17 protein-coding genes are annotated in these 19,789 nt (G+C 69.2%); 6 read left to right on the forward strand and 11 right to left on the reverse strand.

What is annotated here, in order from left to right; all coding sequences use genetic code 11:
• Window positions 1–67 precede the first annotated feature (67 nt).
• Both ACIPTO_RS16685 and ACIPTO_RS16690 read right to left on the reverse strand, forming a co-directional pair.
• Window positions 68–751 (reverse strand): alpha/beta hydrolase, encoded by a 684-nt coding sequence (locus tag ACIPTO_RS16685; protein WP_401192551.1) that lies wholly within the window; start codon window positions 749–751, stop codon window positions 68–70.
• 134 nt (window positions 752–885) lie between these two features.
• The gene (locus ACIPTO_RS16690) at window positions 886–2,274 is read right to left on the reverse strand and encodes a hypothetical protein (protein WP_401192554.1); all 1,389 of its coding nucleotides are present in this window, start codon (window positions 2,272–2,274) and stop codon (window positions 886–888) included.
• A gap of 689 nt (window positions 2,275–2,963) precedes the next feature.
• Here ACIPTO_RS16690 and ACIPTO_RS16695 point away from each other — a divergent pair.
• Complete coding sequence (locus ACIPTO_RS16695; protein WP_401193629.1) at window positions 2,964–4,925, forward strand: PAS domain S-box protein; 1,962 nt, start codon at window positions 2,964–2,966, stop codon at window positions 4,923–4,925.
• A 1-nt stretch (window position 4,926) separates the two neighbouring features.
• Window positions 4,927–5,310 (forward strand): VOC family protein, encoded by a 384-nt coding sequence (locus ACIPTO_RS16700; protein WP_401192557.1) that lies wholly within the window; start codon window positions 4,927–4,929, stop codon window positions 5,308–5,310.
• 140 nt (window positions 5,311–5,450) lie between these two features.
• Here ACIPTO_RS16700 and ACIPTO_RS16705 read toward each other — a convergent pair whose 3' ends face one another.
• Window positions 5,451–6,644 carry a PP2C family protein-serine/threonine phosphatase gene (locus ACIPTO_RS16705; RefSeq protein WP_401192560.1) on the reverse strand — a complete coding sequence of 398 codons (1,194 nt, stop codon included), beginning with the start codon at window positions 6,642–6,644 and terminating at the stop codon, window positions 5,451–5,453.
• Between the two features lie 693 nt (window positions 6,645–7,337).
• Between ACIPTO_RS16705 and ACIPTO_RS16710 the strand changes: the two genes are divergently transcribed.
• Window positions 7,338–7,979 carry a hypothetical protein gene (locus tag ACIPTO_RS16710; protein WP_401192563.1) on the forward strand — a complete coding sequence of 214 codons (642 nt, stop codon included), beginning with the start codon at window positions 7,338–7,340 and terminating at the stop codon, window positions 7,977–7,979.
• 161 nt (window positions 7,980–8,140) lie between these two features.
• Here the strand turns inward: ACIPTO_RS16710 and ACIPTO_RS16715 are convergent, their stop codons facing one another.
• Complete coding sequence (locus ACIPTO_RS16715; RefSeq protein WP_401192566.1) at window positions 8,141–9,022, reverse strand: SDR family NAD(P)-dependent oxidoreductase; 882 nt, start codon at window positions 9,020–9,022, stop codon at window positions 8,141–8,143.
• A gap of 109 nt (window positions 9,023–9,131) precedes the next feature.
• Between ACIPTO_RS16715 and ACIPTO_RS16720 the strand changes: the two genes are divergently transcribed.
• A complete protein-coding gene (locus ACIPTO_RS16720; protein ID WP_401192569.1) occupies window positions 9,132–9,719 on the forward strand; it encodes a TetR/AcrR family transcriptional regulator in 588 nt (195 codons plus the stop codon).
• A 297-nt stretch (window positions 9,720–10,016) separates the two neighbouring features.
• On the opposite strand, the gene ACIPTO_RS16725 is transcribed toward ACIPTO_RS16720, so the two are convergent.
• On the reverse strand, window positions 10,017–10,463 hold the full coding sequence (locus tag ACIPTO_RS16725; RefSeq protein ID WP_401192572.1) for an ankyrin repeat domain-containing protein: 447 nt from the start codon (window positions 10,461–10,463) through the stop codon (window positions 10,017–10,019).
• A 215-nt stretch (window positions 10,464–10,678) separates the two neighbouring features.
• Complete coding sequence (locus tag ACIPTO_RS16730) at window positions 10,679–11,344, reverse strand: nitroreductase (protein WP_401192575.1); 666 nt, start codon at window positions 11,342–11,344, stop codon at window positions 10,679–10,681.
• A gap of 331 nt (window positions 11,345–11,675) precedes the next feature.
• Between ACIPTO_RS16730 and ACIPTO_RS16735 the strand changes: the two genes are divergently transcribed.
• Window positions 11,676–12,344, forward strand: coding sequence for a DedA family protein (locus ACIPTO_RS16735; protein ID WP_401193632.1), 669 nt, complete (start codon window positions 11,676–11,678; stop codon window positions 12,342–12,344).
• A 149-nt stretch (window positions 12,345–12,493) separates the two neighbouring features.
• Here ACIPTO_RS16735 and ACIPTO_RS16740 read toward each other — a convergent pair whose 3' ends face one another.
• The 4 genes from ACIPTO_RS16740 to ACIPTO_RS16755 form a co-directional block, all read right to left on the reverse strand.
• Window positions 12,494–12,829, reverse strand: a complete 336-nt coding sequence (locus tag ACIPTO_RS16740) for an STAS domain-containing protein (RefSeq protein ID WP_401192578.1) — start codon at window positions 12,827–12,829, stop codon at window positions 12,494–12,496.
• An 11-nt stretch (window positions 12,830–12,840) separates the two neighbouring features.
• Window positions 12,841–14,121, reverse strand: a complete 1,281-nt coding sequence (locus ACIPTO_RS16745) for a PP2C family protein-serine/threonine phosphatase (RefSeq protein WP_401192581.1) — start codon at window positions 14,119–14,121, stop codon at window positions 12,841–12,843.
• A complete protein-coding gene (locus ACIPTO_RS16750; RefSeq protein WP_401192584.1) occupies window positions 14,118–14,921 on the reverse strand; it encodes an alpha/beta fold hydrolase in 804 nt (267 codons plus the stop codon). Before ACIPTO_RS16750 ends, ACIPTO_RS16745 begins: the two co-directional genes overlap by 4 nt.
• A gap of 303 nt (window positions 14,922–15,224) precedes the next feature.
• On the reverse strand, window positions 15,225–15,815 hold the full coding sequence (locus ACIPTO_RS16755) for a hypothetical protein (protein WP_401192587.1): 591 nt from the start codon (window positions 15,813–15,815) through the stop codon (window positions 15,225–15,227).
• Window positions 15,816–15,986: 171 nt separating this feature from the next.
• Here ACIPTO_RS16755 and ACIPTO_RS16760 point away from each other — a divergent pair, with 171 nt between their 5' ends.
• The gene (locus ACIPTO_RS16760) at window positions 15,987–16,610 is read left to right on the forward strand and encodes a TetR/AcrR family transcriptional regulator (RefSeq protein WP_401192590.1); all 624 of its coding nucleotides are present in this window, start codon (window positions 15,987–15,989) and stop codon (window positions 16,608–16,610) included.
• A 224-nt stretch (window positions 16,611–16,834) separates the two neighbouring features.
• Here ACIPTO_RS16760 and ACIPTO_RS16765 read toward each other — a convergent pair whose 3' ends face one another.
• Complete coding sequence (locus ACIPTO_RS16765; protein WP_366318102.1) at window positions 16,835–19,384, reverse strand: discoidin domain-containing protein; 2,550 nt, start codon at window positions 19,382–19,384, stop codon at window positions 16,835–16,837.
• Window positions 19,385–19,789: the final 405 nt, after the last annotated feature.

Genomic DNA, 19,789 nt, shown 5'->3' on the forward strand with positions numbered 1-19,789 from the left:
GACCGCGCTCTCTCCGCAGCGCAAAGGAGAACCGAGCCTCCTCCGCCGAAGCTCCGGGTCAGCAGTGCTAGACGAGGACGGGCCCTCCGCTGGACCAGGCCCGATGCGGTCCCGCGGCCCGGGACTGCGGCACTTGGCGTACGGCGGTCAGCACGGTCCGATGCCAAGTTCCGGCCCGGCGCATCATCCACGGACCACCGCCCCGGATGACCACGACACCGGCACGGGCGCCGGCCGCGCGCGCCCGCTCGGCATAGCACCACGCCTCGACGTCGGCGGCCCGGCCGTCGTGCCCCTGCACAAGCAGCACGCTCCGGCCGGCCAGGTGGGCGGCGGACTCCTCCACGGGCACCCACGGCGCCAGTGCCACCACCCCCTGCACCTGCGGATGAGCCGCGACCCGCAGTGCGGCACGACCACCCATCGCATGCCCCACCAGGACCACGGGCACATCACCGGCCAGTCGTCCCAGTTCGCTCAGGGCGCGCAGCGCGTCCTGCTCCGCGTCGCCGTCGTTCCACCCGCGGCACCTGTAGCGGACCTGGCCCAGCAGCACTTCATGCAGGGACACGGCCGCCGCGGAGGTCCGAAGCACGGGCCTCATCCGCAGTGCCGCCAACTGCCAGGGCCGGGCGGGACCGTGGCCGACAACCGGTCCGCCATGCAGGGTGATCACGGCCGCGCGCGTCCGCTGCGGCACGTGACGCACCCACAGCGCCGCGCCATGCGCCGACTCCCACCACACCGACATGAGACCTCTCCCCTGCACGAACGCGGATCTCGCGCCGCGGGGAATCCGTTGCGACCGCCGTACCGGCTTGCCCCGGATCAGGGACTCGATCGGGTGAACCCGTAGGGACACCGTCGTCTGGTGGCCGCATTGGTCTACGGCTCGTCAGGACGACGCCCTTCGGCATCCATCAGCTCGTCATCCGATCGGCGATCAACGCGATCGGCGATCAACGCCAACGACTGGGGCACGATCCGCTCCAGAACCGGCAGGACGGTACGCCAGCTGTCGAGAGCCACGGCCTGTGCGGCGAGCCTGCGGGCCTGGAACGGCTCGGCCAGTTCCGCGAGTTCGGCCAGTGCACGGGCCCGCGTCGCACGGTAGGCGATCGAACGGGCGAGCATCACCGCCGCGTCCGGATCACCATGCCGTGCCGTTGCCCGGACAATCGCCACCAGTGCCTCGCCCTGGGCCCAACGGTCGTTGATCGAGTGGACGAGGGATTCCGCTCGACGCAGATTCCCGCGGCGAGCCAGTTCCCGGACCACTTCGATCAGCGCCCTGTCCTGTGCGCGGCAGTCGGTGATCGCGCGCGCCAGAACCTCGGCCCCTCCCGTGTCGCCGGACCGAGCCACTTCCCCGACCACCTCGGCACGCCGAGCCATGGACTGATCGCCACCGAGGAGTTCGACGAGCGCCATGGCCCGCTCGGTCTGACCGTGCCGGGCCAACAGGAGCGTCACGGACCTCAGCAGAACGTCGTGGCCACGACCGCCAACCGTCTCAAGCAGTGCCTCGGCTCGGTCGGCCAAGGCCAAAGCGACGGCATGGTCGACGGACGCGGTGACCGCATCCAGCACATGCGCCAAGTCCCAGGCGGTGAGAGGAGATGGGAGGAGGGCCGGGCCAGCGGAGTCCTCGTCCGGATCAAGCGCCCACCCACAGAGCGCCGTCCCGGCCGCGACGACCGGAACGGGCAGGCGACGCAGCAGTGCGTCGAGCCGACCGAGATCTCCCGCAAGCACCTCACGGACCAACACCACCACCAGCGCGCGGGGTTCGGCCCACACCGCCGACTCGCCTGACCGGGCGAGGGCCTCCACACGGTCGGCGAGTGCGACGGCCCGAGCGTGGTCGCCGACGGTGACGGCCACCTCCACGAGAAGGGCGAGTACCCGCTCGGCCCCTTCAACGGCGCAGGAACTCACCTCGTCCTCGGCGCGAGCGGCGAATCCGAGCGCCGCGTCGCCATCCCCGCCGTCCGCCACCGCCTTCGCCAACAGGGCCCAGGCCCATGCCCAGTTGTGCGGGTAGCGAATGCCCTCCGCCAGAGCGACGGCCCGGTCACGCTCACCGGCGCGGGCCCACTCCGGCACGAGGCCGACCAGCGCCAGATCCCGCACCTGCCGCACGGGAATGGATTCGGCGACCGCCTGGGCGCCGCTCAGGTCTCCGGCTGCCGCCCCGGCACGCACCAGTTCCAGAAGTTCCGTGCCCTGCTCAAGCTCGTCACTGATCGTGTACGCCATCTCGGCCGCGCGCACGAGGTGGCCAGTGCGGGCAAGCTCCCTCGGCAACACCTCAAGGGTGGGGCCGGCGTCTGATTCCCTGCCCGCTGACAGCCGTAGAACAGCCAACAGGCAAGGTGTGAAGCCCCGTTGCGGAAAACCGCTTCCCCAGTGGTGCTCCGGTGCCGGGCCGCTGCGTAGCTCCCGTTCCCGCGTCATGAAAAGCTCTGGCCCCCACTGGGCCAACCCCTCCGGCATGTCCGGTATCCCCCTGGTCGGACCCCCAACTGCGCACCCGCACAAGCGATCCCACACTACTGGCGGGAATCGGCTGGATTACCGTGGCGTACGAAGTCTCGTTACCGCGACGTACGAAGTCTCGGCGTCTGCGGCGTTTCGCTCTCAACGCTGGATCTCCACCAACGGGCAGCGTCGAAGCCTGCTCGGAGGATGCGCTTGACCCGAGTGGCTCGGCCCACGGACGCAGGTAAGCGAGCCCGGGACCGTCTCCGGACGGGACCCGCAGGTGACCCACCCTCGGCAGGCGCTCCCGGCATCCACGATCTCCTCGATACGCGCCGTGCGAACGCGGGAACGGACGGCGAGCGAATCCATGGCGGGCATAAACCGTCATGTACGGCCACTTCCCTACAAAGCACCTCGCTTCGCCGTGTTCAGTGCTCAGATACGTCATGCGAACAGGCAGGCGTGAGCCGCACCCGAACATGATCCCCGTGGCCGAGGAGCCGTTTCGGGCGTTGCTGGAGGCGGCTCCCGACGCGATGGTGATCGTGGATGACGCCGGCATCATCCGCCTGGTGAACGCGCAGACCGAGGCCTTGTTCGGGTATCCCCGCAACGAACTGCTCGGCCGTCCCATCGAGATGCTGGTCCCGCACCGCTTCCGCGCTCAGCACCCCGGTCACCGCCTGGGCTACTCCACCAACCAGCAGGTCCGCCCCATGGGCGCCAATCTCGACCTGTACGGGCTGCGCCGGGACGGGGCCGAGTTCCCGGTGGAGATCAGTATCAGCCCCTTGCAGACCCCCGACGGGTTGTTGATCTCCGCCGCCGTCCGTGACGTCAGCGAACGCAAGGCAGCCGAAGCGCGCTTCCGCGCCTTGCTGGAGGCGGCTCCGGACGCCATCGTCATCGTGGACGACACGGGTGTCATCCAGTTGGTCAACGCGCAGACGGAGGCCCTGTTCGGCTACCGGCGGGAAGAGCTCCTGGGGCGTCAGGTGGAGATCCTGGTCCCCCAGCGGTTCCACGGTCACCATCCCGCCCGCCGGCACGGCTACGTCGACAACCGGCGCGTGCGCCCCATGGGCGCCGGGCTGGAGTTGTACGGGCTCCGCCGCGACGGCGTCGAGTTCCCGGTCGAGATCAGCCTCAGCCCTCTGGAGACGCCGGAAGGGACATTGGTCTCCGCCGCCATCCGCGACGTCAGCGAACGCAAAAAGGCCGAGGCGCAGCTCGCCGAACTCTACGAACAGCAGCGCCATGTCGCCTTGACCCTGCAACGCAGCCTGATGGGCTCACCTCTTCCCCTGCCCGGCATGGACACCTCCAGCCGGTACTTCCCCGCCCGCCAGGGGCCCGGCGTGGGCGGCGACTGGTTCGACCTGATCGCCCTGGGCGGCGGGCGCATGGGCGTCCTGATCGGCGACGTCATGGGCCGCGGTCTGGAAGCCGCCGCGGTCATGGGCCAGTTGCGCTCGGCCTCCCATGCGCTGGCCAAGACCGGTATGCCGCCCTGGCAGTTGATGCGGGCCCTTGACGCGGTCGTCAGCGAACTGCCCGACCAACTCGTCACCTGCTGCTACCTGGTACTGGACCCCGACGACAGCGCCCTGACCGTGTGCTCGGCCGGCCATCTGCCGGTGCTGACGGTGGATCCCAGCGGGCAGGTCCACAGGCTCCCGGTCGACGTCAGTGTCCCGCTGGGCGTCGGAGACGTACCCCATCAGGAGACCCGGCTGACCGTGCCGCCGGACTCGGTCCTCGCCCTCTACACCGATGGCCTGGTGGAGACCCCCACCAGCGACATCGAGCTGCAGATCGACGCTCTGGGCACAGCTCTCGAGAAGGCCGTCGCCGACACCGCCTGCCTTGAGCGCGCCGCCGACTCCGTCCTCACCGCCCTGCTGCACGAGCCCCAGGACTACAGCGACGACGTGACCCTGCTGCTGGCCCGTATGCCTCCCGCGTCGGTGACCGCGGTGTCCGCGCTCCTTCCGGCGCAGCCCATCAGCGTGGGGGAAGGGCGCCGGTTCCTGCGCCACACCCTGCGGGACTGGGACTGCGAGGATCTTGCCGACACGGCCTGTCTGCTGGCCTCCGAGCTGTTGTCCAACTCGGTACGCCACGCCTGCGATCCGCTGCGGCTGCGGCTGCGCCGTACCAGGGACGAACTCCACATCGAGGTGTGCGACGGCAGCCCGGTCCTGCCTCGCGCCAGGACCGCCGCCCCCGACGAGGAGTCGGGTCGCGGACTGGCCCTCCTGGACCAACTGGCCTCCACTTGGGGCAACTTGCTCTCGGAGGACGGCAAGATCGTGTGGTTCTCCCTGCCTCTGTCCGACGCTCCTGCTTCAAAGACGGTCACCTCGGCGAACGCCCCCGAGCAATCGCGACCTGGCGTCCGTCACCCACGACAAGCCCGGGATCATGGGGCAGGCTGCTGACATGAGATCTCGAACCGGCGGTATGTGGTGGGGAACCTCGATCGAGGCGCCGGATCCCAGCGCCCTGGCGAGGTTCTACGCCGACCTGCTCGGTTGGCACATCGGACACGAGGAGCCGGGCACGGCCGTCGTCGCCGCCTCCCCGCAAGGTCCGTTCTTCGTGTTCCAGCAGGCGGACGGCTACCAGGCTCCGGTGTGGCCGCCGACGGAGGGCGAGCAACGGCCCATGATGCACTTCGACTTCCAGGTCGGCGATCTCGATTCGGCGGTCGCCGAAGCGGTGGACCTGGGCGCCACGGTGGCGGAGTTCCAGCCGCAGGAGAACGTCCGCGTGCTCGTCGACCCGGCCGGACATCCGTTCTGCCTGTGCCTGGACGAGGGATGAACGACCCGTCAGCCTGAAGAGCGACAGGACGGGAAGGAAGCGGCCAACACCCGCGCCTGCCCCGGCCGACCGGGACCCTGTCCGCGCCGCGCCGAGGTCTTCACCTCACCACAGGTGACGCCTCCCGCTCGGACGACGCGTCAGGCCTTCACGTGGCTGCTTCCACGGCGGGGACCGTGCCAGTCCAGGCACACGACGGTCGCGTCGTCCTTCGGTGATCGGCCCTCGTAGGCGTCGGTGACGGCGGTGACCATCGTGCGTACGACCTCACGCGGATGCTCGGCGGCGGTGGCGCGGAGAAGGCCGGAGAGGTCGACTGCGTGGGCCTCGCGTTCCTGCATTCCGTCGGTGTACAGCACAAGGCGGTCACCGGGGCGCAGGTCGAGATCCTGCACCTGGTAGGGGCCCTGCTCGACGAAGCCGAAGGGCATGTTCACGACCAGGCGCAGTTCCTCGACCGCTCCGTCACGCAGCCGCAACGGCCAGGGGTGGCCGGCATTGACGATGTGGCCGCCGCTTCCGTCCAGGGCGATGCGCAGCAACTGGCCGGTGGCGAAGGTGCGTCGGCCGTGGTCGAGGAGGGCACGGTGGGTCCGGCGGGCCTGCTCGGCGAGGTCATCTCCGGCCCTGCGGGCACCGCGGGAGGCGTTGACCAGGAGGGTCGCCATCAGCGAGGCGTCCACGTCGTGGCCCATGGCATCGGTGACGGAGAGGTGCAGCGTGTCAGTGTCGAGGCTGTAGTCGTAGGTGTCGCCGGCGATGTCCGACGCCGGCACCAGAGCGCCGGCGAGGGTGAATTCGGGAGCTTCGCAGGAGGGAGCCGAGGGCAGCAACTGGCGCTGGATCTCAGCGGCCAGGCTGACCGCGGTGGTGCGGTTGCCCCAGTGATAGAGGTCAGTGAAGCGCCGGTCGGTGACGATGATGTACGCCAGCGCGTGCGCGGCCTCCTCGACCTGCTCCAGCACGTCCTCGGTGACCTCGGTGAGGAACAGCTCCAGGACGCCGATGGCATCGCCGCGATTGGTGACCGGGGCCAGTACCCGCTGCCCCTCCTCGCCCTGCGGCGCCAGCACCGGCTTCTGGGTCCGCAGGACATCGTCGTAGACACCGCTGCCGGCCAGAGGGACCTGTTCGGTCTGCTCCTCGTGGTCGCGGACCGCCGTGTCGTTGACCCGCAGCAGGCGCCGTCCGACGACGTCGACGAAGAGGAACGACACGTATCGCGCGCCGAACCGGTCGCGCAGGTTGTGCGCCACGACGTCCAGGGAGGACACCGGCGCGGCGCTCTCCGCCGCCGCCAGAACCTCGGCCAGCCCGATCCGATCCCTCGCCACACCGCCTCCTCGCGTCACAGCCTCCGTCTCGCCGACGTGACAGCAGGTGCCCCAGGCGAGAGGCGACCGGACTTCGCCGACTCCCACGAGTCATTGTCGCAGGACAACCATTATCAGAATCCGGAACCTGATCACAGAGGTTCTTGAACCGGTCCGTGACCATATACCCCGGTATGCGACAGTCCTTCATCCACCTCAGAGCCGCGCCACCGTGCTCCGCCGGCGCCCATGGCGCGCCCGGAGATCGCGGCTCTCATGCCCTACGTATGCTCAGCGAAGCCCGGTCGATGCCATCACGCTCCTCACATATGACCGGGCCATGCCAGCCCGCAGCGGCTGGGCGCCCATCCAAGTGCCCTGGTGGGAGACGCGATCGACACGGCCGAAACCAGAGACCAGAGACCTGCGGCCGGAGACCGGAGGCCGGAGAGGTGAATCGGCGCACGGAATACGGGCGTGCGCCCTACCCGCAAGAGGCCGGACTCACGTGCAGCACGGTGCAGAGCCGTGTCAGGGAACCAAAACCAGTGGTGCGCACCTTTAAGCAGCAGGGAAAGTGATCCCGATCGCGGGCACGATCAAGGTATGGATCACCCTTCTCCTCCTGCCAGTTGGGGAGTGGGCACGGTGATCGCGGAGGGGGGAGAGCCGGTGAGCACTGTGGGTGAACGTATACGCAGAACGATCCGCCAGGTGGGCCTGATCGCACTGGCCCTGGCGGGTTCGGGGGCGGTGTGCCTGGGCGCCGAGGTCGCCGTCGGCAGCCTGCTGCACGTGACGCAAAACGTCTGGCTGGCGCTGCTGCTCTATCCGGTGGTCTTCCTCCTGGCACTCGGCGTCCTCCTGACGATGGTGCCGAGCATGGAGAAACCCGAGGGCTGGGGCGTCCTGGCGATGATCGTGATACCCATCAGCGCACTGGCCGTGGTGCACCTGACCTATTCGGGCCTGGACCAGCGGGCGTTGCACGACCGGGGCCAGGAGATACGGGCGACGGTGAGCGACACGTACTGGGTCGACGAGGGGCCGAGCGCGCCCCTCCTCGCCGCGGAGTTCAAGGACCCGTCGGGCCGACCGATACCCGGCACGATCTACGGCGAGAAGCTGAAGGTCGGTCAGACGGTCACCGTCACCGTGGACCCCAAGGGGAAGATCCCGCTCTACCGGGGTGAGCGGCCGACGGGTTCCGGGAAATTCCTGGCGGCGGGGATCACGGCGGCGGTCGAGATCCTGTTCCTGGCGTGGGCAGCGTTCCAGGGAACGGCGGAGCGACTGGCCGCCAGGACGGAGCCCGAACCCGAGCGGACCCAGGAGCCCGAGGACTCACCGGCCTGACGTATCCGGCCTCCGAAGCCCATCGACGCCTTTCCGCTGCTGCCACTTCCGTACGGTCACACCGCAAGAACGGAGCCGAAGGGGTGGGTGGACGGACTACGACCGTGAGCCGCCGTCGGCCCAGCATCCCGCACTCCAGCCGAGTTCCCGGCAGGGCGGTGTCAGCGCACCCAGCCGCCGGTGAGGTTCTGGACGGCGGAGCCGTCGGAGTCGGCGAGGCTGGTGGCTACGAAGTCGCGGGCCCACTGCGAGGTCTGGATACGGAAAGGCGGCTGCGCGACGGTCAGGGCCTCGATGATCGGGGCGGCTGCCTCGGCCGGGGTCTGGGCGTTGCTGAACGACTGCTGGGTGCGGGTGATGTAGGCCTCGAGAGCCTGGCCGTAGGGCCCGGCGGCGGCGATCAGAGCGGGCACGTCCAGGCCGAGATTGGCGACGAACTCGCTCGCCACCGCTCCGGGCTCGATCACGGTGACATCGACACCGACGGTCGCGGCGACCGGTGCGAGGGACTGCATGAAGCCCTCGACCGCGAACTTGGCCGCGCAGTAGGCCTCGTTGAAGGGCTGGCCGACGACTCCGCCGACGCTGCTGACGGTGATCACCCGGCCTTTTGAGGCACGCAGATGCGGCAGCGCGGCCCGGGTCGCCGCCACCACGCCGAAGAAGTTGACCTCCATGGCCGCGCGGACGTCGTCGACACTGCTCTGCTCGATGGTGCCGACCTGGGCGGCGCCCGCGTTGTTGACCAGCGCGTCCAGGCGGCCGTGTTCGGCGACGACCTCGTCCAGACAGGCCGTGACGCCGGCGGCGTCGGTCACGTCCAGACGCTTGACCTGGATCCGGTTGGTGACACCCGCCTCGGCGGCGGCCTCGCGCAGGGCCTCGGCCTTGCCGGTGTCCCGCATGGTGGCGACGGTCAGCCAGCCCGCCCGGGCGGTGCCGATGGCCGCGGCCAGTCCGATGCCGGAGGACGTACCGGTGATCAGAACCGTCTTCGGGGAGGTCATGAGGCTCTTCCTTGCCTGGGGAGTAGCGGCGCACAACGGGCCGGCGTTCGGCGTTCGTAATCGGGGAGTTCCCCGGTTACCGTCAAACTAAGCGGGGAACTCCCCGTTTGTCCAGTTAGACTGGCCCTCGACGGAAGGAGCCGCCTTGACCACCAAGCCGAGCGTGCTGCGCGCCGATGCCCGCCGCAACCGTGAGCGCATCCTCGAGACGGCGGTACGCGCGTTCTCCGAGCAGGGCCCGGACGTCGCGATCGACACGATCGCCAAGGCCTCAGGCGTCGGCTCGGCCACGCTCTACCGCCACTTCCCCACCCGCGAGGCGCTGGTCGAAGCGGCCTACCGCAACGAACTGGCGCGCGTCTGCGACAGCGCGACCCAGTTGCTCGCCGAGCATGCGCCGGACCGGGCGCTCCGCCTGTGGATGGACCGCTTCATCGACTACCTGGCCGCCAAGCAGGGCATGGCGGACGCCCTGCGGGCCGCGATCGCATCCGGTGCGGACCCCTTCGCCGAGACCCTGGAGAGACTCGGCACCGCACTCGGCACCCTGTTGCGCGCGGGCGCGGACTCCGGACTCCTGCGCCCGGACGTCGACCCCTTCGACGTCGGCTTCGGCCTGGCCGGCGTCGCCCTGATCACCAGCGCCCCCGACCAACGCGAACGGGCCGGCCGCATCCTCGACCTACTCCTGGACGGCCTGCGGCACGGGGCGGGCAAGTCGGCGTCCACCTAGAGAGTCGTGTCGAGCGCCGACGCGGGAACCCTGGCCCCTGAGGCAGGCATCGGCTTGGAGAACTGACCCACTATCGCCGGGCCCTGAGATCGTCCGGATACACGCGGACAACCTGCGGACAACCGACGGTCACCGCCGGCCGTTCGGGCCACAAGTAGTGGGTCCTCAACCCGACCGCGGAAATCCGGAGACACCACGCCCACCCACCAGCGCGCCACGACCGCCCACCTCAGCGCCCCCACGAAGCGCCATGGCGCGAACCGCGAGCAATCCGCTACCGGGGTGCACAGTGCCGAACTACCGCCCCTGGCCCACCTGTTGCTGACTGTCGATCGCCCCCGCCGCAACAAGAAGGGCGGCCGTCTCGGGATGGGGACCGTTGTTCGCCCACTCCAGAGGCGACCGGCCGGTGCCACGATCCTCCCTTGCGTTCGGATCAGCCCCGAAGGCCAACAACTCACGCACCGTCTCGATATGCCCCCAACAGGCAGCCGCGCACAACGGCGTACCCTCCGCGCCGATCCCCCTGCTTTCGACCTCGGGAGATGCGCCTGCCGACAGGAGCAATCCGACGATCGCGGCCCTGCCATTCACCGCAGCGGCATAGAGCGCCGTAGTGCCCTCACTGTCGGATTCCTCCGGGTCAACTCCCGCCCCCAGCAAGGCCTTCACGGCGACCACATCGCCCGCCTGAATCGCTCCGAACAAACGTCGCGAGAACTTCTTCCTCAACCGCCGCTTCATGGACAGAGATTAAGGCCCCGACCTACGTGGTGAGGTGTCGTCGACCTCGGTACGCGGCGGGTACGCGGAGTTGGTTTCTTCCACATGGGCGGCCTCAGGGTGGCGGTACGCAGGACAGTCTCGATGAGGCGCTGTTTGCTGCCCTCATCCCTGTCTGATGGCGGATACGCGAAGCTGTCCCGCACCGTCTCGGACTACGCCGGCCGGTTGGTGGGTCACGTTCCGACGAAGCTCACCGTTTCTGTCATGTCCGCCCGCGTGGTGCGCAGTTGGGGCGCACCCTCCTTCTCGAATCCCACCGCGACGCCGCAGAACAGCACGAGTTCGTCATCGGCTCCGACCATCTCGCTGACGGTCTCGCGATACGTCGTCCACATCACCTGCGGGCAGCTGTGCAGCCCTTCCGCCCTCAGTAACAGCATGACCGTTTGCAGGTACATCCCCGCGTCCCCCCACTGCCCGGGCCCCATCGTCCGGTCGAGGTAGCAGAACAGCACGACCGGCGCCCCGAACGCCTCCGCGTTCAAGACGGCGATCTTCACGGGCCGGGCGGGATCGTCACGCTCGATCCCCAAGGCCTCGTACCGCTGGGCGGCCGCTGCGGAAAAGCGGTCCAGATACGGTGACGCCAGTCCAGCCGGATACATCGGATACTCGCGCTCGTCACCAGGGTCTCCCGCAAGCGCCTTGGCCGTCGCGCGCTTCTTCAGCTCGGCCAAGGGTTCGCCAGTGACGACGTACACATGCCACGGCTGGAGGTTCCCGCTCGACGGGGCCCGTGCCGCTGCCGCCAGCACACGTTCGAGAACCTCCTTGGGCACCGGCCTACCACTGAACGCCCGCACAGCCCTACGACTGTCCACGGCTTCGTACACATCCACGCCTTCCCCGTCCTCTCACTCCATGGCAGGCAGTGAAGACACGAGGATGATCGTCGCACCCGGCCAGCCGGTGTCTCAGCGGGAACCGGGGCGTCTGCACAGTGAAGCTGTCACTGTCGTGGTCCGGGCCATGGCCGCCGTCTTGTGCTCGCCGAGCGGCCACCTCTCGCAACTCGCGTGGGCCATGGGAACGATCCTCGCTCCCCTTTCGTCTACAGTTCAGTAGACCGTCTACAGGATTGTAGTCATTTAGCGGATGGCGGATGTCGGCGTCGCAGCGTTCCGACGGACCGGACGAACGACGAAGAACGAAGGACGAAGAGGCTCCATGATGACCACAACCCCGCACCTGGCATCGCAGCTCGCTGTCAATGTGCTGGATGCGCGCTCCCTGCTGTCCGCCTTCGGCGTGCTGGGTGTGGGGGTGGTGCTGTTCGCGGAGACGGGACTGCTCGTCGGCTTCTTCCTCCCGGGCGACTCACTGCTGTTCACGGCGGGTCTGCTGTGCACCGGTGCCGCCGACCGCGGCCTGAAGCTGTCACTGACCCCGCTGCTGGTCGCGGCGGCGGTGGGTGCGCTGGCCGGCTCGCAGTGCGGGTACTTCCTGGGCAGACGAGCGGGCGGTGCCCTGCTCGCCCGCAGCCGCTCGGCGCGCTTGCACCAAGGCGCGAAGCGCGCCGAGGAGCTGCTGGAGCGCTATGGGTACGCGAAGGCGATCGTGCTGGCCCGCTTCGTCCCGGTGGTGCGCACGGTGCTGAATCCGATGGCGGGCGCCCTGCGGGTACCGGTGCGGACGTTCACCGTGTGGCAGGTGACCGGCGGCCTGGTCTGGAGCCTGGGTCTCACCCTGGCTGGCTACGCGCTGGGCTCGTCCGTGCCGAACGTGGACCGGTATCTGTTGCCGATGGTCGCGGTGATCGTGGCCCTGTCCCTGGTCCCACTCGCCGCCGAGGTATACCGCTCACGCAGGGACACGCAAGCGAAGGAACTCCGCGAATGATCCGCGGGTGAGCAAGTAAGCGCGCTCCTCGGCGGAGTTGGTCGAGTTTGTGAGGAGTTCAGAGAGTCAGAGGTGTCCCCTCCCCCGCCGCCGACGCGCACCCCGCGGCCAACGCGCCCTCGGCGCCGACCCGCACCACCGCACCCGGCTCAGGCGGTCGCCGCGTCGTCGGTGGAGCGGATGACGAAGATCTGGTCCAGGCCGACAGTGCGCAGTACGCGCCGGGTGTGGGCGGGGACGGCGGCCAGGACGAGGCCGACGCCGGCGGCCTCGGTGACGTTGTGCGCGATGATCAGGGCCGTGAGACCGCTGGAGTCGCAGAAGTCCATGCCGCCCAGGTCCAGGACAAGGTGCTGGCCGGGGCGGAGCGTCAGACTCGTGATCAGTTCCCGCAGCTCGGAGGCCGTGGCGTAGTCGAGTTCGCCGACGACCTCGACGACGGTGTTGTTCGCGGACGAATGGACGGTGAGGTTCAGAGGACTCATGGGAAGGGGCTTCACTCCTGTGGCTTAGGGGCGGGCACTCCGAGTGCGAGCAAGGCTGTGTCGTCCTCCAATCCGTCGGCGAAGTCGTCCAGCAATCCGATCAGCGCCTCGACGACGACCCGAGCGGGCCGGCCCGCGTGCCGGGCGGCGAAGCCGCGCAGGGCCTCGTCGCCGAAGAGCGCGGTGCGGTCCTCGCCGGTACGGGCCTCGGTGAGACCGTCGGTGTAGAGCAGCAGGGTGTCGCCGGGTTCGAGGGTGGCGGTGGCGCTGACGAAGTGCGCGGACTGAAGGATGCCGACGAGGAGGCCGCCCGGGGTGTGGAGGAAGTCGGCGGCGCCGTCGGCGCGCAGGACGAGCGCGGGAGGGTGGCCGCCCGAGGCGAGGTGGACGGTGGCCTGCCCGGTGGCGAGGTCGGGTTCGATGGTGCCGAAGATGGTGGTGCAGTAGCGCGGGTCCCCGGTGGTGTAGCGCTCGTAGACCGCCTGGTTGAGGGTGGACAGGGCGGAGATGGGATCGGGGTCGTGCAGGGCGGCGGCGCGCAGGGTGTAGCGGGCCAATGAGGTGACCGCGGCGGCCTGGGGGCCCTTGCCGCACACGTCGCCGAGGAAGAAGCCGAAGCGTTTGCCGTCGATGGGGAAGAGGTCGTAGAAGTCCCCGCCGAGGTGGTCGGGGGACGCGGCGCGGTAGTGGACGGCTGTCTCCACGCCGGGCACCGGGGGCAGTCGGTCGGGCAGGAGGGACTGCTGGAGTGCGGCGAGCGCGTCCTGGAGGCGGGCCCGGTCCGCCTCGGCCTGACGGTGGGCGGCTTCGGCCGCCTTGCGGGCGCGCAGGAGTTCCTCTTCGTAGGCGCGGCGGTCGCGGGCGTCGAAGACGGTGGTGCGGATCAGCAGGGGCCCGCCGGTGGCGCCGTGCTTGACGACGGAGGAGACCAGGACGGGCATCCGGCCGCCGCCGGCCTGTCTGATCTCCAGAGCGATACCCCCTATCTCACCGTGCAGTTGCAGGAGCGGCGCGAAGTGCGTCTCGTGGTAGAGCCTGCCGCCCACGGTGAGCAGGTCGGTGAACCGCATGCGGCCCACCACGTCGTCCTCGGCCAGCCCGAGCCATTCGAGCAGCCTGGTGTTGATCTTGGCGATGGTGCCGTCCATCAGGGTGGACAGGTAACCGCACGGGGCGCTCTCGTAGAGTTCCTCGGCGCTGTCCTCCAGCAGCGCCGCGAACGCCGCGTTGGAGGTGTGCCCACCTCCGCCGTCCTGCTGGGGGTCGGGCTCTTGGTCGGTTCGGAACGTCATCGGAGACCGTCCAGGAACTCCGTGATCGCCTGGTTGGTGGCCTCGGGCGCGGACAGGTGCGGGCAGTGCCCGGTCGCTTCCAGGGTAACCAGGGTCGAGCCGGGGATCGCCCGGTGGACGAAGGCTCCGACGTCGCGGGGAGCGATGGCGTCCTGACTGCTCTCCAGCACCAGCGTCGGCACCCGCACGCTCTTCAGCTCGACTCGCGAGTCCGACAGGAACGTGGTGCGGGCGAAGACCTTCGCCATCTCGGGGTCGGTGGCACAGAAGCTCTGCGCCAGCTCCTCCCCCAGTTCGGGCCGCTCCGCGTTGCCCATGATCATTGGGGCCATCGCGGCCGACCAGCCCAGGTAGTTCGAATCCAGCGACGCCAGGAGTTCGTCGATGTCCCCGGCACTGAATCCGCCGCGATAGCCGACGTCGTCGATGTAGCGGGGGGACGGAGCGACCATGACCAGTGCCCCGATGCGCTCCGGGACGCGGGCGGCGACCAGGACGCCGATCATGGCGCTGACGGAGTGGCCCACGAACACCGCATCCCTCAGGTCGAGGGCCTCGCAGATCTCCTCCACGTCCTGGGCGTAGCCCTCCAGGGAGGAGTAGCGGGCCTCGGAGAAGGCGGAGAGGTCGGAGTGGCCCGCGCCCACATAGTCGTAGAGCACCACCCGGTACTCGGGGGCCAGGGCAGGCACTGTCAGGCGCCACATGTTCTGGTCACAACCGAACCCGTGCGCCAGCACCACCGTGCGCCCCTCGGGGTTTCCGGTGATGGTGACGTTGTTCCTGTGACCGATGTCCATGCCCACCACTTTCTCAAAGCCCGCTCACCCTTCCGGCACAGCGGCGGTCACCTTCGCCTACCCCCACAACGCCCTCACAAATGCGGGCGCCCGACTCTCCCGTCATTCCACACAAATGGCTGGTCTCAGTCGCACCCGCGTTCCCCTCTCGCACGTATCCCAAGGCGCCGGCCTGCCGCTGTTGACCGAATGCGACGGCTTTTCCCTCGCGGTGCGACCCGATAGCCCCATCAACCGATTTCCGGCTGAGCCGATCGATCGGCAGGTGCAGGAGGTCACGTGGAGGACGTCAGACGGAGGACGTCAGGCGGCCTTGTTGGCTCGCCCCAGGCGGAGTGCGGAGACGAGGAAGAAGACTCCGCCGAGGGTGGCGTAACCGGCGAGGCTGCTCAGGGAGGCGTTGTCCTTGCCCGCCTGGGCGATGAAGGAGGAACCGGCGAGAGTGGAGATGGCGCCGCTGGCGATCATCGGCCACTGCCCGCCCAGGCCTCGGCGCAGGACACCGACGACCAGCTGGACGAGTCCCGCGGTGACGGCCCAGGCACCCCAGACCCGCAGGGCGGCCGGAATGCCGGATGCCGTGGCGGCCACCAACCCGGCGGCGGTGAGGGTGCTGAGCGCGATGTTGACGTAGAGACCGCGTACCGGGGCGCGGTTCGCCCTGGCGGACCTGACGTCGACGACCGCGCAGGCCGCGTCGAACAAGGGATAGATCACCAGCAGGGTCGCGCTGAGGGGGCTCAGGTCGTCCGCGGAGGCGAACAGCAGGGCCGCCCACACCACGGCGAACGCGAAGCGCACGAAGTACAGGCGGCGCAGCGCAGCCGTGTCACTCGTGGCGAGGGCGGAGGCGGGCGCGGCGGAAGAGGCAGGGGCTGCGGACGAAGTGTTCACGACGGTCCTTTCGGTGAGGTCCGGCGAAGGCCGGTGAGGGCGCGAACGGCGCGTGAACGACGGGCCGTTCACGACGAGGGAGAACGTTCGGTCTCGTCACTCATTCAAGAGGCTTCCGCTTCCGGCTGTCAAGACCGAACGTTCTCCCTCGCAGGCTGCTACGGTGGCGGCATGAGTGCGAGCACAGAGGCCGAGGGCACGTCCGGGGCGCGGGCGCGGCTGCTCGGTACGGCGACCCGGATCTTCTACGCCGAGGGGATCCACTCCGTCGGCGTGGACCGGATCATCGCGGAGGCGCAGGTCACCCGCGCCACCCTGTACCGGCACTTCAAGGGGAAAGAGGAGCTGATCCTCTCCTACCTCCAAGCAGCCGACCTCGGCATCCGCGGCCAGGTGGAAGCCGTCCGGGCGCAGGGTCTGTCCGGGGCCGACACGGTCCGGGCCGTGGGCCGGTCCATCGGCGAGGGCATCCAGTCCCCCGGTTTCCGCGGATGCGCCTTCCTGAACGCGGCGGCGGAGTACCCCGACCCGGCGCACCCCGTCCACCAGGCCGTGCTGGCTCACCGGCAGTGGTTCCTGGACACCGTCACGCAGCTGATGGAGGACGCCGGCTGCGAGCCTTCCGACGCTGCGGGCCGCCACTTCGTCATGCTCCGCGACGGCGCCATGGCGGCAGGCTGCCTCTTCGATCCGTCACTGATCTGCGAGACGTTCCTGGACGGCGTCGAGGGCATCCTGCGGACGGGCACGGCGGCTGCGACCGCACAGGACTCCGCGGACACCCTGCCCGCGTAACCCCCGAGGCAGGGCGGCGCGCGCGGCCGGTCCTCCGGCGGGCCATGGCATCCGGCTCCCTGGAGGGCCGTGCGACGGGCCGCCGTCGGCGTCGGTGCCTGCCGACTCCCCCGCCCACGACGTGCGGGTGCCGGGTCCCCTCCGCGGAGGAAGGCACCCGGCACCCGCGTCCTGTCGGCGGTCCGTGCGCGGTGCCGGCGGTCAGACCGCCGGCACGCTCACCGTCAGGGGAACGACGTGATCTTCGAGGGAACGGTGTCCGTGCCCGACGTGGGTGCGCCGGTGTTGTTGACGACGTGGGCGTACTGGCCCTTGCCGCCCAGGGAGATCACCAGGATGTCGTGCAGTTTGATCCCTGTCTTGACCGGCACCTGGAAGCCGTGGGCCTGCACGATCGACGGGTCGGAGGTGAAGTTGCAGTAGCTGCCCAGGCCCCATGCCTCGTGCACGTTGACGGAGTCGGCGACCTTGTAGGCCGCGTAGCCGACGATGCCGTCATGGGTGATGGCGGCGGCGTTCGGGACGTCGTAGGCCTTCTCGTTCTGGAAGAAGATCGTGCGTCCGCGTTCGCCGTTCCACAGCACGTCGTACTTGTTGAAGTGCTCGACGAACAGGCCGGTGGTGAGGACGTCGTCGCCGTTGACCACGAGGCCGTAGTCGGCTCTGTTGGTGTCCCAGCCGACGCCTTCGCCGTGGTCGGCGCGCCAGAGCCAGGTGTGGTCGACGATGACGTCGTCGCTGTTGACGACGACGGAGTTGGTGGCGAGGCCGGGGCCCGCGCCGCCGATGCGCACGAACACGTCCTGCATGGTGGTCGGGTTGGCGGAGTGGTCGGCGGAGCTGCCGGCCGGGCCGATCTGCAGCAGGGTGTTGGAGTTGGTGCGGCCGGCGTCGATCAGGAAGCCGGCGAGCTTGACTCCGTCCACATCCGCCACGTGCATGGCGTCGACGCCGTTGTCCGGAATGATCGTCGCCAGGCCGAGACCGAGGACGACGGTGTTCGCCCGGGTCACGTTGATGGTCTGGTCGAGGTGGTAGACGCCCGGGGTGAAGAGCAGGTTCAGGCCCTGGGCGAGCGCGGTGTTGATGGTCGACGCGGTCGCGCCGGGCTTGACCACGTAGAACTGGTCCAGCGGGAGCGACGTACCGGGGGTGTTGGGCCAGGAGACGCCGCGCGCGTTGGTGCGCTTGGAGGGCACGAACACCTTGTACGTGGAGCCGTCCAGGTAGAGGTACGGCTTCTCACGCGAGACGGGAGTGTTGTCCAGGGTGGTGTAGGGGCCGGAGTCGAAGTTGGTGGCCGGGGCGCCCTGGACGCCGGAGAAGGTCATGTTCCAGACGCCGTTGGTCCAGCCGCCGACGGAGCTGTCGCGGGTGTACCACTGCTGCTGGGAGTACGGGCCGACGGTACCGTCGATCTTGGAGTCGGCGATGTAGCCGCCGGAGGCCCAACCGTAGCCGTTCGGGGCGAGGTTGAGGCCGCCCTGCACGTGGATGCGGCGGAACGGGGCCGCCTGGGCCACCGCCCAGCGGTCGGTGCCGTTGGAGGGCGTGATCGACAGGTTCTCCGCCGAACGCCAGAAGTTCTGGGTCGCGTTGCCGTTGAACCAGCCCGCGTCGACGGTGATGTCCCCGTTGATGTGGACGTCGTCGGGGTTGAGGCCGAGGCCGGAGATCGAGGTGTAGAAGCCGACTTGGGCGTTGATCCCGTTGTAGGTGCCGGGCTTCATGAGGAACTGGTAGCGGCCGGTGCCGAACTGGTTCGACTCCTGCTGTGCGAAGACCTGGTCGAACTTCGCCTGGAGGTTGGGCGTCGAGGGGTCGACGACGATCACGTTGGGGCCGAGGTCGCCGCCGCCCTGCACCGGGCCGCTGCCGCCTCCGGAACCGGTGTGGACGGCGACCTCCCAGAGCGAGTAGCCGTAGACCGTGCCGCGCGTGGTGCCGTTGATCCGTACGTAGCGGCCCTGGCCGGAGACGTCGTAGGACGTCGAGCCCGCGGTGCCGTCGGTGACGGACTTGAGGGTGGTCCAGGTCTGGCCGTCGGCCGAGGCCTGGATCTGGAAGCTCTTGCCGTACGCCGTCTCCCAGTTGAGGTCGATCCGGCACAGGCTCTGGGACGAGCCGAGGTCGACCTGGATCCACTGCGGGTCGGAGGCGGCGCTGGACCAGCGGGTGCCGGTGTTGCCGTCGAAGGCGGCCGACGCCGGGGTGCCGGCGTTCTCGGTGGAGGAGGCGGTCGCCGTCTTGCCCTGCGCCGCGTTGGCCGTGTCGCAGCCCGTCGGCGGGGTGGTGCCGCCGGTGCTGCCGAAGACCTGGAACTCCCAGAGGGAGTAGCCGTACTGGGTGGCGCGGTGAACGCCGGACATCCGGACGTAGCGGCCCGTGCCGGAGACGTCGAGCGTGTCGGTGCCGCCGTCGCCGCCGGTCACCGACTTGATGTCGGTCCAGGTGGCGCCGTCCGCGGACGTCTGGATCTTGTAGTCGCTGCCGTACGCGGTCTCCCAGTTGAGGACGACCTGGGTGATGGTGGCCGTGGAGCCGAGGTCGACCTGGAGCCACTGGCTGTCGGTGGCTGCGGAGGACCAGCGGGTGGCGGTGTTGCCGTCGACGGCGTTGGCGGCGACGGTGCCCGCGTTCTCGTCGGAGGACGAGGTGGCCGTCTTGCCCTGGGACAGCGGCAGGTCCGCCGCCGCGGCCGGGCTGCTGTGCAGGGGCAGGGTGACGAGCGCGGCCATTGCGGCCAGCGCGACACCCAAGGATCTGAGTTTCATGCCGTGACTCCATGCGGGTGGGGTGACGAGCGAAGCGGACACACGGAACCGGAACGCGGGGGCAGGCTCTGCCCAGCGCTCGGCGTGCATGAACTGGCCGTGCTACCTGCTTAGTTCACGGTTTGATTTAAGTAATGAACCATTGGGGTGGCAAGACTCGTGACGCGAGTTTCTTCAACTTCCTTTCATGAACGCCGAGTCGGAACACCGCCGCGAACGGCGCCACCTGGACGAAGACCGGGCGGACGAACCGGACGCGGCGAAGATCCCGTCAGGCCTTGAAGGCGAAGCGGATGGAGGCAGGTCGGGGCGCGGCGAGGCGGACCGATCCGTCAAGGTCTCACCCGGGACTCTTAGTTCATGACCTGATTTAACACATGAGTCTCAACGTCCGGCCGCGCTACG

It is taken from the genome of Streptomyces sp. NPDC090083 (assembly GCF_044747445.1).
GTDB lineage: Bacteria > Actinomycetota > Actinomycetes > Streptomycetales > Streptomycetaceae > Streptomyces.

Coding starts and splice junctions, on each gene's coding strand:
- ACIPTO_RS16685 (WP_401192551.1), bottom strand. CDS start 751: ATGTCGGTGTGGTGGGAGTCGGCGCATGGCGCGGCGCTGTGGGTGCGT.
- ACIPTO_RS16695 (WP_401193629.1), top strand. CDS start 2,964: ATGATCCCCGTGGCCGAGGAGCCGTTTCGGGCGTTGCTGGAGGCGGCT.
- ACIPTO_RS16700 (WP_401192557.1), top strand. CDS start 4,927: ATGAGATCTCGAACCGGCGGTATGTGGTGGGGAACCTCGATCGAGGCG.
- ACIPTO_RS16725 (WP_401192572.1), bottom strand. CDS start 10,463: ATGAAGCGGCGGTTGAGGAAGAAGTTCTCGCGACGTTTGTTCGGAGCG.
- ACIPTO_RS16735 (WP_401193632.1), top strand. CDS start 11,676: ATGACCACAACCCCGCACCTGGCATCGCAGCTCGCTGTCAATGTGCTG.
- ACIPTO_RS16740 (WP_401192578.1), bottom strand. CDS start 12,829: ATGAGTCCTCTGAACCTCACCGTCCATTCGTCCGCGAACAACACCGTC.
- ACIPTO_RS16745 (WP_401192581.1), bottom strand. CDS start 14,121: ATGACGTTCCGAACCGACCAAGAGCCCGACCCCCAGCAGGACGGCGGA.
- ACIPTO_RS16750 (WP_401192584.1), bottom strand. CDS start 14,921: ATGGACATCGGTCACAGGAACAACGTCACCATCACCGGAAACCCCGAG.
- ACIPTO_RS16760 (WP_401192590.1), top strand. CDS start 15,987: ATGAGTGCGAGCACAGAGGCCGAGGGCACGTCCGGGGCGCGGGCGCGG.
- ACIPTO_RS16765 (WP_366318102.1), bottom strand. CDS start 19,384: ATGAAACTCAGATCCTTGGGTGTCGCGCTGGCCGCAATGGCCGCGCTC.